Genomic DNA, 11,331 nt, shown 5'->3' on the forward strand with positions numbered 1-11,331 from the left:
GGGGCCGGGCGGGGTGTCAGGCGCGGGCCGCCGGGCGGTGGTCCGGGTCGTGGACCTCGCCGACCAGCTCCTCCAGGACGTCCTCCAACGCGACCAGGCCGAGCTGGCGGCCGTCCGGGCCGGCCGCCACGGCGAGGTGGGCGGCGTCCCGGCGCATCGCGCCGAGGGCGTCGTCCAGGCGCATGCTGCCCGGGAGCACGGTGACCGGACGCCACAGCCGGGCGGGCACCGCCGCGTCCGGGTCCTCGACCTCCAGGCTGTCCTTGACGTGCAGGTACCCGCGGACGGTGCCGTCGGCGCCGACCACCGGGAAGCGGGAGAAGCCGGTCCGTACCGCGAGCCGCTCGATCTCCCGGGCGGTCACGTCGGTGCCGACCGAGACCAGCTGCTCGGGCGGCAGCAGGACCTCGGTGATCGGCCGGTCGCCGAGCTCCAGCGCGTCCTCCAGCCGCTCCTGGCGGCTGCGGTCCAGCAGGCCCGCGTCCCGGGAGTCGGTGAGCAGCAGGACCAGTTGCTCGGTGGTGAAGACCGACGCCACCTCGTCCCGGCCCTGCACCTTGAACAGCCGCAGCACGGCGTTGGCGAAGGCGTTCAGGAAGCGGATCACCGGGGCGATCCAGCGGGCCAGCCGGTCGAGCGGCGGGCCGAGCCACAGCGCGGCCTTCTCCGGGCCGGCCAGCGCGATGTTCTTGGGCACCATCTCGCCGAGCACCATGTGCAGGAAGACCACCAGCGCCAGTGCCAGCGCGTAGCTGAGCGGGTGCATCAGCGACTCCGGCACGCCGATCGCGTGGAACGGCCCCTCCACCAGGTCGGCGATGGTCGGCTCGGCGAGCGCGCCGAGCAGCAGTGAGCAGACGGTGATGCCGAGTTGGGCGGCGGCCAGCATGGCGGAGACGTTGGACAGCGCGTGCAGCACGGTCCGGGCCCGCCGGTCGCCGGCCTCGGCGAGCGGTTCGATCTGGCTGCGCCGGACCGAGATGACCGCGAACTCGGCGCCGACGAAGAAGGCATTGCCGACCAGCAGCAGGATCGAGGCGGCCAGCAGGAGCACGGTCATCGGGTCTGGTCCTCGTCGTACCGGTCGGCTCGGGTGCGCCGGATCTCCACCCGGCTGGTGCGGTGCCGCTCCACGGCGAGCACGGTGAAGTGCCAGCCGGGCAGCTCGGCCTGCTCGCCGACCTCGGGGAGCTTGCCGAGCAGGTCGGCGAGCAGCCCGCCGAGGGTCTCGTAAGGGCCCTCCGGGGCGTGCAGGCCGATGGCCTCCAGCTGGTCGGTCCTGGCCCGGCCGTCGGCCTCCCAGACCGGCAGGCCGTCGGCGGCGGGCAGCGGGCGCAGTTCGGGGACGTCGGCGGGGTCGTGCTCGTCCTGGACCTCGCCGACCACCTCCTCGACGATGTCCTCGATGGTGACCACGCCGGCGGTGCCGCCGTACTCGTCGACCACGATGGCCATCGGCTGCTGCCGGCGCAGCAGGTCGAGCAGGCGCTCGGCGGGCAGCGTCTCGGGGACCAGCAGCGGGGTGACCGCGAGCGGGCCGACCCGGGTGGCGGCGCGGTGCTCGGCCGGGACGGCGAGCGCGTCCTTGAGCGTGACCGTGCCGCTGACCTCGTCCAGGCTGTGGCCGTAGACCGGGAAGCGGGACAGGCCGGTGGCCCTGGTCAGGTTGATCACGTCGGCGGCGCTGGCGTCCTGCTGGAGGGCGGCGACGGCGACGCGGGGGGTCATCACGCTCTCCGCGGTCAGCTGGCCGAGGCCGAGCGTGCGCACGAACAGGGTGGCGGACTCCTCGTCTATCGCGCCCTCGCGGGCCGAGTGCCGGGCCAGCGCGACCAGTTCGGCGGGGGTGCGGGCGTGGCCGAGCTCCTCCTGGGGCTCCAGGCCGATGGCCCGGACCAGCCGGTCGGCGGCGCCGTTCAGGACGGTGATCAGCGGCCGGCAGACGGTGGAGAAGGCCCGTTGCGGACCGACCACCGCGTAGGCGACCTGGACCGGCCGGGCGATCGCCCAGTTCTTCGGGACCAGCTCGCCGATCACCATCTGGACCACGGTGGCGAGCACCAGGCCGGTGATGACGGCGACGGTGCTCGCGGCGGAGGCGGGGACGCCCACGGCGGTCAGCACCGGGGTGAGCAGGTCGGAGAGCGCGGGCGCGGCAAGCATACCGACCACCAGCGAGGTGACGGTGATGCCGAGCTGGGCGCCGGAGAGCTGGAAGGAGAGCTTGCGCAGGGCCTTCAGCAGGCCCTTGGCGCGGCGGTCGCCGCCGGCGGCGGCCCGTTCGACCTCACCGCGCTCGACGGTGACGAAGGCGAACTCGGCGGCCACGAAGAGGCCGTTGGCGAGGATGAGCAGCACGGCGGCCGCGAGCATGAGCCAGGCGGTGGTCACGGGGCCGCCTGCCTTCCGTGCGTGCGTGGCGAGGCGGCGCTGGTACTACCGGACGGATCGTCCATCGAGGGGAGGTGTCACTCCTCTGGTCGGGATGGGCTCGAAGGCGGCCGGGTGCTTTGCCCCGGCTTTACCAGCGTAGACGATACCCGAACGAGTGTAGGGATCCCGGTCGGTGGGCCTCGGAGGCACGCCGGGGGCGGTCAGGACGCGTGGTGTCCGTCGACCAGGTCGCGCAGGGTGCGGGCGGCCGCGACGGCCCGGTCCCGGCCGCCGCCGGCCTGGATGCCCACGGCCGCCAGCGCGGTGCCGTCGGCCAGGTCCAGCACCACCCAGGGGTCGCCCGCCCGGAAGTTGACCCGGACGATCTCCGCCCAGGCCAGCCGGCGGCTGCGGACGAAGTTGACCACGGTCACGCCCTCGGCGTCGGCCCGCACCCGCGGCCGGGCCAGCATCAGCGCGACGCCGGCGAACAGCAGGCCGCTGACCACCATCGCCACCCGGTCGTTGAGGTGCCAGTTGGCGGGCAGCGCGAAGGCGATCACGGTGAAGACGATCACCAGCAGCACGGACATCGGCACCAGCACGGCCCGGGTGCGGCGGGGGGCCCAGGTGACGGGAAGGGCGTCGGCGGTGGACACGTCGGGGCTCCAGGGAGAACGGGCGGAGGCCGCCAGGCCCCCGCCCGCGTCGGGTCGGTCGGGTTGCTCGGAGGAGGTCAGAGGCGGCAGGCGTGGATGTTGGTCACCAGGATCGCCCGGGCGCCGATGCCCCACAGGTCGTCCATGATCCGCTGGGCCTCCTTGCGGAGCACCATCGAACGGACCGCCACCCAGCCCTCGGTGTGCAGCGGCGAGACGGTCGGCGACTCCAGACCGGGGGTGAGGGCGACCGCCTCGCTCACCTTCTCGACCCGGATGTCGTAGTCCATCAGCACGTAGCGGCGCGCCACCAGCACGCCCTGGAGCCGGCGCATGAACTGCTCGACGCCCGCGTCCTCGCCCGCGCCCTTGGGGCGGATCACCACGGCGTCGGAGACCAGGATCGGCTCGCCGAACACCTCCAGGCCCGCGTTGCGCAGGCTGGTGCCGGTCTCCACCACGTCCGCGATCACGTCCGCGACGCCGAGCTGCACCGCGGTCTCCACCGCGCCGTCCAGCTTGGTCACGGTCGCCTTGACGCCCTGCTCGGCCAGGTGCTGCTCGACCAGGCCGGTGTACGAGGTGGCGATCCGCAGGCCCTCCAGGCTCTGCACGTCCGTGACGTCCAGGCCGACCGGCTTGGCGAACCGGAAGGTGGAGCCGCTGAACCCGAGGGACAGCACCTCCTCGGCGTCGGACGCGGAATCCAGCAGCAGGTCGCGGCCGGTGATGCCGACGTCCAGCCGGCCGGAGCCGACGTAGACGGCGATGTCGCGGGGGCGCAGGAAGAAGAACTCCACCTGGTTGTCCGGGTCGACCAGCACCAGTTCCTTGGGGTCCTTGCGCTGCCGGTACCCGGCCTCATGGAGCATCTCCGCCGCGGGACCCGAGAGCGAACCCTTGTTGGGGACGGCGATGCGCAGCATGAGAGGCGGGTTCCTTCGCTGGGGGGCGGTTCGGTACGGAGCTGGGGTGCGGATCAGAGGTGCGCGTAGACGTCGTCGAGCGTCAGCCCGCGCGCGACCATCATCACCTGAAGGTGGTACAGGAGCTGGGAGATCTCCTCGGCCGTCCGCTCGTCGGACTCGTGCTCGGCGGCCATCCAGACCTCGGCGGCCTCCTCGACGACCTTCTTGCCGATCGCATGGACGCCCTGCTGGACGAGCTGCGCGGTACGGGAGGACGAGGGGTCGCCGGCGGCGGCCTTCTGCTGGAGCTCGGAGAAGAGCTCCTCGAATGTCTTGGAAGCCATGATGGACTCACCTTACGGCCTGCCGGCGAGGGCCCGGTAAACAGTTCCGCAACGTGGACAGTCCGCTGGACACCCCCGCGGGGCCCGCCGGCCGCGGTCGTCCGGGCCGGCGGGCGGGTACCTCAGTGCCAGGGCTCGGAGACCGCGCGCAGCGCGGCGACGGTGGCCAGCGCGGCGGTCACGGCCTCGTGCCCCTTGTCCTCGGCCGAGCCGGGCAGGCCCGCACGGTCCAGCGCCTGCTCCTCGTTGTCGCAGGTCAGCACGCCGAAGCCGACCGGTACGCCGGTCTGCACGGCGACCTCGGTGAGGCCGAGGGTGGCGGCCTGGCAGACGTAGTCGAAGTGCGGGGTGCCGCCGCGGATCACCACGCCGAGGGCGACCACGGCGTCGTAGCCGCGGCCGGCCAGCTGCTTGGCGGCGACCGGCAGTTCGAAGGTGCCCGGGACGCGGACCACGGTGGGCTCGTCGATGCCGAGTTCCTTGAGCGCCCGGTGGGCGCCGTCCAGCAGGCCGTTCATGACCTGGTCGTGCCACTGCGCGGCGATCACCGCGACCCGCAGGTCGGCGCAGTTCTTCAGGGTCAGCTCGGGGGCTCCGTGGCCGCTCACGTCTCTACTTCCTGTTCGCTGGATGGGGGTCGGGCGTGGTCGGGATGGGGTACGGGTCAGGCGCCGTCGTCGTCGAGCCAGGGCAGCTGGTGGCCCATCCGGTCGCGCTTGGTGCGCAGGTAGCCGAGGTTGTGCTCGCTGGTGCGGACGGCGAGCGGCAGCCGGCCCTTGACCTTCAGGCCGTGCTCGGTGAGCGCGGCGTGCTTGTCCGGGTTGTTGGTGAGCAGGGTCAGCGAGCGCACGCCGAGGTCGGCGAGCATCTGGGCGCCGATGCTGTAGTCCCGGCCGTCGGCGGGCAGCCCCAGCTCCAGGTTGGCGTCGACGGTGTCGCGGCCCTGCTCCTGGAGCTCGTACGCGCGCAGCTTGTGGGCCAGGCCGATGCCGCGGCCCTCGTGGCCGCGCAGGTAGAGCACCACGCCGCGGCCGGCCTCGGCGACCTGCTGCAGCGAGGCCTGCAGCTGCGGCCCGCAGTCGCAGCGCAGCGAGCCGAACACGTCGCCGGTCAGGCACTCCGAGTGCAGCCGGACCAGGACGTCCTCGCCCTCGGGCAGCCGTCCGTCGGCGTCCAGGCCGCCGGCCACCAGGGCCAGGTGCTCGACGCCGTCGATGGTGCCGCGGTAGGCGACCGCGGTGAACCCGCCGTGCTCGGTGGGCAGCGCGGTGACGGCGGCCCGGTCCACGTGCAGCTCGGTGCGGCGGCGGTAGGCGATCAGGTCCTCGATCGAGATGATCGCCAGACCGTGCTCGCGGGCGAAGGCCACCAGCTCGGGCAGCCGGGCCATGGTGCCGTCGTCGTTGACCACCTCGGCGATGGCGCCGGCCGGGGCCAGACCGGCCAGCCGGGCCAGGTCGACGGCGGCCTCGGTGTGGCCGGGGCGCACCAGCACCCCGCCCTCGACGGCGCGCAGCGGGAAGACGTGGCCGGGCCGGGTCAGGTCGCCCGGCTCGGTGGCGGCCGCGGCGAGCAGCCGGACGGTGCGGGCCCGGTCGGCGGCCGAGATGCCGGTGGAGACGCCGTCGCGGGCGTCCACCGAGACGGCGTAGGCGGTGCCCTTGCGGTCCTCGTTGACCCGGGTCATCGGGGGCAGGTCGAGCCGGTCCAGCTCGTCGCCGGTCATCGGGACGCAGATCACGCCGGAGCTGTAGCGGATGGTGAAGGCCATCAGCTCGGGAGTGGCGGCCGAGGCGGCGAAGACGATGTCGCCCTCGTTCTCGCGGTCCTCGTCGTCCACCACGATCACCGGGCGGCCGAGGGCGATGTCGGCGATGGCTCGCTCGACCGGGTCGAGCACCGGCTCGTCGACGATCTGATCGGTGGTCATGCCGTCACTCCCTGGGGGATGGTGGTGTGCCCGGGGCGCGGGGCGCGGCTGCGCAGCCACCAGGAGCGCAGGCCGAGCAGCACCAGGACGAAGTAGATGCTGTAGGTGAGGCCGGAGAAGGCGTAGCCGCTGTTGAAGGCGAGCGGGACGCCGACCACGTCGACCGCGATCCAGGCGAACCAGAACTCCACCCAGCCGCGTGCCTGGGCGTACATCGCGGCCAGCGTGCCGACGAAGATGTAGGCGTCCGCCCACGGGCTCCAGGACCAGGACGGGTTGGCGAAGTAGAGCCCCGCGAGGGCGAGCGTGCCGAGCGCCAGCGCGGCGGTGAGCGCGGCCCGTTCACGCCAGGAGGCGAACCGGACGGCGATCTCGCCGGCGCTCCGCCGCCCCTGCCGCCAGCGGGTCCAGCCCCAGGCGGCCGCGGCGATCACGATCACCTGCTTGCCGATCAGGCCGGGGTTGGGCGAGTCGCCGCCGAGGTACGCGGTGATCAGCACCGCACCGGAGAGCAGCTGGACGGGCCAGCTCCACACCGAGCGGCGCCAGCCGAGCGCGAGGCCGGCGAAGCCGAGCAGGTTGCCCAGCATGTCGGACCAGATCACGTGCTGGCCGAAGGCGGTGAAGGCGGTGCCGCCGAGCCAGTTCACTTCGGCTCCCCGGCGATGGTGGCGGGCAGGGTACGGGTCTCGAGCAGCCGCTCGACGTACTTGGCGAGGACGTCGACCTCGAGGTTGACCGGGTCGCCGACGGCCTTGGCGCCGAGCGTGGTCAGTTCGAGGGTCGCGGGGATGAGCGAGACGGTGAAGGAGTCGAGGGCGGCCTCGACCACGGTCAGGCTGACGCCGTCGACGGTGATCGAGCCCTTCTCGACCAGGTAGCGGGTGATGCCCTGGGGCAGTGAGAAGCGCAGCACCTCCCAGCGGGGGGTGCCGTCGGCGTCAAGGTCGCCGCTCTCGCGGGAGAGCAGGGTGCCGGTCGCGTCGACGTGGCCCTGGACCAGGTGGCCGCCGAGCCGGGCGCCGAGCGACATGGCGCGCTCCAGGTTGACCCGGGAGCCGGGCCGCAGCGCGCCGAGGCTGGAGCGGTGCAGCGTCTCGGCCATCACGTCGGCGCTGAACTCGCCGGTGCGGGCCGCCAGTTGCTCGGGCTTGTCGAGTACGGTCAGGCAGACGCCGTTGACCGCGATGGAGTCGCCGTGGCGGGCGTCCGAACAGACCACCGGGCCACGCAGGCGGATACGCGAGGAGTCGCCGATCTCCTCGATGGAGACGACCTCGCCGAGCTCTTCGATGATGCCGGTGAACACCCGGGTTCTCCTCGCGCTTGGGGCGCGGACTCCGGGGCGGCACATGGGAGATGACGCGGACAGCCGGTACGGACGGTGGCACCCCGCGCCCGGCGCCGTCGCCGGACGGGAGCTCTCCCGTCGCACCTGTGCCACGGCTCGCGGGGCAAGCCGTGGTCCAACTGATCCGCCGCGCACGCCTCCCATCCGGACTTTAACCGTCGGTCCAGGAATTTCACCTGGTCAACCGGCCGCTGGCTGCGGACGGGTCGCGGACTGTAACCGCCGGTTCGGATTTTCACCGACCCCGGAGTGCGCTGAACGTCACTGCTACTACACCTGTCATTCTGCCATGGCCGCCGAGCGGGCAGCAGACCCCCGGCATGTGGCCTGCTTCACTCCGCCACCGTCCGGTCACGGGAATAACGGCGGGCCCGCGACGGCCGGCCGCCGCACCCGAAATGGCTTCCCCCTCAGGTCGGCGACGGGCTAGGTTCCCGGTACGTGAACACACCGCCCGTACCCCGCAGCCCCGTCTTCGCCGCCCTCGCCTCCGCCGCCGTCCGGGAGGTGGCCGGGCTGCGCGAGCTGTACGAGATACCGAGCGACCTGGTCCGGCGCAAGGAGGTCGACCGGATCCACGAAGCGGCACGGAGCGTGATCGACCGCTCGCCCCTGGTGTTCCTGGCCAGCGCCGGCGCCGACGGGCGCTGCGACGTGACACCGCGCGGCGGCCCGCCCGGATTCGTCTCGGTACTGGACGAGTACACGCTCGCCCTGCCGGACGCCACCGGCAACCGGCGGCTGGACTCGCTGCACAACATCGTGGAGACCGGCCGGGCCGGCCTGATCTTCGTGATCCCCGGCCGCGAGGCCACCCTGCGGGTCAACGGGCGGGCCTGCGTCTCCACCGACCCGCGGCTGCTGGAGCGGCTGACGCCGGTCGGCAAGCCGCCGCGCAGCGCGATCGTCGTCGAGGCCGAGGAGGTCTACGGGCACTGCCCCAAGGCACTCCTGCGCAGCTCCGCCTGGAAGCCGGAGCACTGGCCGGCCCCGGACGCCGCCCCGAGCTCCGCCGAGGTCACCCTCTCCCACCTGGGCGACCCGACGCTGACCCTGGCGGACATCCTCCGGTCGGAGGCGGAGTCGCTGCTGTACCGCTACGAGTGACGGCCGCAGACGCGGTGGCGGCGGTGGAGCCCGGCGAGGGATGGGCAAGGGTGCGGCGGTGAGCGGGCGGAGCGATGGCCGGTGGAAATCCAAATGCCGGGCGTACAGGGAAGCTTCCCTGTCCACCCGGCATTTCGCGTGATACGCGCGGAGTCTCAGTTCGCGGCGTCGGCCGGCGGCTGCACCGGGGCCGGGGCCTGCGCCCGGTTGCTGCGCTCGGTGAAGTTCTTGACGGCGGCGGCGATCAGCACGACCGGCAGAATGAACACCTTGAAGAAGATGATGTAGTCGCCGCCCTCGAAAATGAACCCGAGGTAGACGCCGTAGCCGAGGAAACCGGCGCCGAAGAGGCCGTTCAGGGCCCGCATACCGGCGCTCTGGCCCAGGCCGGCGGCGGCAATGCCGATCAGGGCCAGACCGCTGACGAGCAGCAGGACGACGTACCAGGAGAAGAGCGGCTCGGCGGAGAAGTCGAGGTTCAAGAAGAATTCCCAGGTGAGGTGAGGTGGGGCGACGGTCCGCGACCATAGCGGATCCAGGTGACATCCGCTCCGTCGCAGCCCGGCACGGAAGACAGCCCGCCGAACCGGGCGGGGGCCCGATCGCGTGGCGGCGCCAGAATGCCATGCGGACATCCGGGTTGACCACGGATTATCCACGCTCGTGGGTCGGCCGGGAAATCCCCGAATGCCTTTCGGCATCAATTCGGGCAATACCGGGCGAGAGGCCCATGAACGGGCCAAGGAGTTGCAAGGTCGGCCCAATGCCCCGCACGGCCGGACGGGCGGTCCGCCCGCCCGGCGCGCTCCCCCGTACCGGTGAATCCCGGCCGGCGCCTCAAAGCCGCCGCCCGAGCGCCCGACCGGCGCCAACTCCGCTGGCGGACGGCCGAGCACGGGTCCCGCGGCGGACCGCCGCAGGCACCGACAGACAGCCCGCGGGCGCACGGCACCGGGCTGCCGGGCGGGGATACTCGCTCCCGTGCGCATTCTGATCGCGACCGCCGGTTCGCGCGGCGACGTGTCCCCGTTCCTCGGTCTCGGGAGCCGGCTGACCGCCGCAGGGTTCACCGTCGCACTGGCCACCCACACCGCCTTCGAGGGCCAAGTCCGTTCGGCAGGGCTGGAGTTCCGTCCGCTGCCGGTCGACCCCCGGGCCGAACTCGCCTCCGAGCACGGCCAGCGGCTGCTGCGGGCGGGCAACGGCCCGGCAACGGTCGGGCGGCTGATCCGAATGGCCCGGCGGTTCATGCCGGAGCTGGCGTCGGGCGTGCTGGACGCCATACGGCAGGGCACCGACCTGGTGCTGCTGTCCGCGCCGACGGCGCCGCTGGGGCAGGTCGCGGCCGAGGCGCACGGGGTGCCCAGCGCGGGCCTTTACCTCCAACCGCTGCGGCCGACCCGCGCGTTCCCCCCGGTCGTGGGCGGCAGCGCCCGCTCGCTCGGGCGGCGGGGCAACCTGCTGGCGGGCCGGGCGGCCGACCTGGCCGTCGACCGGCTGTACGCACCGACGGTCCGCACCCTGCGCGCCCACCTCGGGCTGCCGCCCCTCCCGCGCGGCCCGGGCCGGCGGGCTCGCGAGGACTGGCCGGTCTTCCACGGTTTCTCCCCCTCCGTGGTCCCGCGGCCCGCGGACTGGACGGCCTCCGCCCGGATCAGCGGCTACTGGTGGCCGTACGACGACGGCGACTGGCAGCCACCCGCCCGGCTGACCGAGTTCCTCGCCGCGGGACCGCCCCCGGTGTACGTGGGCTTCGGCAGTCTGGTGGTGGCCGACGCCCAGCGGCTGGGCCGGACCGTCGCCGCCGCGCTGCGCGCGGCCCGGGTCCGCGCGGTGGTCCAACGCGGCTGGACCGGGCTCCAGTTGGACCACCCCGACGTGCTCACCGTGGACGAGGTCCCGCACTCCTGGCTGTTCCCCCGGATGGCGGCGGTGGTGCACCACTCCGGCGCGGGCACCACCGGCGCCGGGCTCCGTGCGGGCGTGCCCGCCGTGCCCGTACCCGCACAGCTCGACGGGGCCTTCTGGGCGGCCCGGCTGACGGCCCTCCGGGTCAGCCCGGGGCCCGTCCCGCTGGCCCGGCTGACCCCCGGCCGGCTGGCGGACGCCCTGCACCGGGCGGTGCACGACCCCCTGTACCGGGCGCGCGCCCAGCAGTTGGCCGGCCGGCTGGCGACCGAGGACGGCGCGGCGGACGTCCTGCGGTTCGCCCGCCGGGTCGCCGACGGTGGCGGCGGACCGCACCCGGCAGCGGCCGAGTGACGCCACCGGACGGGCCGGGACGGACCGGCTGGGCGGGCTGGGACGGACCGGCTGGGCGGGCTGGGCGCAACAGGAACGCCGAACGGGCAGCGGGCAGGCGAACAGGCGAGCCGGACGGCCGGGGCTGGGCGCACCGGGCGGTCCGGACCGGGGCCCGGCTCCCCCGGCCTCCGGCCGAGAGGTGCTCGCGTACGGCGATCGGCGACCGGTTACCGGCCGGGCCGCGGGCGTGCCCGGGCCGGCCCTACGGGCGTCCGCCGGGTCGTCGACGCCAGGCGGCCCCCCGGCCCCGGCCGGGCGGGCGGTGGCCGCGCCCGACACGACTCCGCAGACCGCGCCGGCCTTGCGGCACGCGCTCTAGTAGGGCTTGGTCAGGTTGGTACTGGCGTGGGTATGT

12 protein-coding genes and 1 riboswitch are annotated in these 11,331 nt (G+C 73.6%); of the genes, 2 read left to right on the forward strand and 10 right to left on the reverse strand.

Annotated elements, in window-relative coordinates; genetic code table 11:
* Window positions 1-16: 16 nt before the first annotated feature.
* The 9 genes from AA75_RS29635 to AA75_RS29675 form a co-directional block, all read right to left on the reverse strand.
* Entirely contained in the window at window positions 17-1,060 is a 1,044-nt protein-coding gene (locus AA75_RS29635) for a hemolysin family protein (protein WP_033823373.1), read from the reverse strand.
* Window positions 1,057-2,391: a hemolysin family protein gene (locus AA75_RS29640; RefSeq protein ID WP_033823374.1), complete on the reverse strand. Its 1,335-nt coding sequence runs from the start codon at window positions 2,389-2,391 to the stop codon at window positions 1,057-1,059. Before AA75_RS29640 ends, AA75_RS29635 begins: the two co-directional genes overlap by 4 nt.
* A gap of 203 nt (window positions 2,392-2,594) precedes the next feature.
* Window positions 2,595-3,032 carry a PH domain-containing protein gene (locus AA75_RS29645; protein WP_033823375.1) on the reverse strand — a complete coding sequence of 146 codons (438 nt, stop codon included), beginning with the start codon at window positions 3,030-3,032 and terminating at the stop codon, window positions 2,595-2,597.
* A 77-nt stretch (window positions 3,033-3,109) separates the two neighbouring features.
* Entirely contained in the window at window positions 3,110-3,958 is an 849-nt protein-coding gene (hisG, locus tag AA75_RS29650; protein ID WP_033823376.1) for an ATP phosphoribosyltransferase, read from the reverse strand.
* Window positions 3,959-4,011: 53 nt separating this feature from the next.
* Window positions 4,012-4,284 (reverse strand): phosphoribosyl-ATP diphosphatase, encoded by a 273-nt coding sequence (locus AA75_RS29655; RefSeq protein WP_033823377.1) that lies wholly within the window; start codon window positions 4,282-4,284, stop codon window positions 4,012-4,014.
* A 122-nt stretch (window positions 4,285-4,406) separates the two neighbouring features.
* Window positions 4,407-4,892: a 6,7-dimethyl-8-ribityllumazine synthase gene (gene ribH / locus AA75_RS29660; protein ID WP_033823378.1), complete on the reverse strand. Its 486-nt coding sequence runs from the start codon at window positions 4,890-4,892 to the stop codon at window positions 4,407-4,409.
* Window positions 4,893-4,948: 56 nt separating this feature from the next.
* The gene (locus AA75_RS29665; protein WP_033823379.1) at window positions 4,949-6,214 is read right to left on the reverse strand and encodes a bifunctional 3,4-dihydroxy-2-butanone-4-phosphate synthase/GTP cyclohydrolase II; all 1,266 of its coding nucleotides are present in this window, start codon (window positions 6,212-6,214) and stop codon (window positions 4,949-4,951) included.
* The gene (locus AA75_RS29670; protein ID WP_082526915.1) at window positions 6,211-6,804 is read right to left on the reverse strand and encodes a nicotinamide mononucleotide transporter family protein; all 594 of its coding nucleotides are present in this window, start codon (window positions 6,802-6,804) and stop codon (window positions 6,211-6,213) included. Before AA75_RS29670 ends, AA75_RS29665 begins: the two co-directional genes overlap by 4 nt.
* A 56-nt stretch (window positions 6,805-6,860) precedes the next feature.
* Window positions 6,861-7,523 carry a riboflavin synthase gene (locus AA75_RS29675; RefSeq protein WP_033823381.1) on the reverse strand — a complete coding sequence of 221 codons (663 nt, stop codon included), beginning with the start codon at window positions 7,521-7,523 and terminating at the stop codon, window positions 6,861-6,863.
* 170 nt (window positions 7,524-7,693) lie between these two features.
* A riboswitch (FMN riboswitch) is annotated at window positions 7,694-7,821 on the reverse strand.
* Between the two features lie 251 nt (window positions 7,822-8,072).
* Here AA75_RS29675 and AA75_RS29680 point away from each other — a divergent pair.
* Window positions 8,073-8,672, forward strand: coding sequence for an MSMEG_1061 family FMN-dependent PPOX-type flavoprotein (locus tag AA75_RS29680; protein WP_359891636.1), 600 nt, complete (start codon window positions 8,073-8,075; stop codon window positions 8,670-8,672).
* Between the two features lie 155 nt (window positions 8,673-8,827).
* Here the strand turns inward: AA75_RS29680 and AA75_RS29685 are convergent, their stop codons facing one another.
* Window positions 8,828-9,154 (reverse strand): hypothetical protein, encoded by a 327-nt coding sequence (locus AA75_RS29685; RefSeq protein WP_051813699.1) that lies wholly within the window; start codon window positions 9,152-9,154, stop codon window positions 8,828-8,830.
* Window positions 9,155-9,653: 499 nt separating this feature from the next.
* Between AA75_RS29685 and AA75_RS29690 the strand changes: the two genes are divergently transcribed.
* Entirely contained in the window at window positions 9,654-10,934 is a 1,281-nt protein-coding gene (locus tag AA75_RS29690; protein WP_033823383.1) for a glycosyltransferase, read from the forward strand.
* Window positions 10,935-11,331: the final 397 nt, after the last annotated feature.

Source organism: Kitasatospora sp. MBT63, assembly GCF_000710465.2.
GTDB lineage: Bacteria > Actinomycetota > Actinomycetes > Streptomycetales > Streptomycetaceae > Kitasatospora.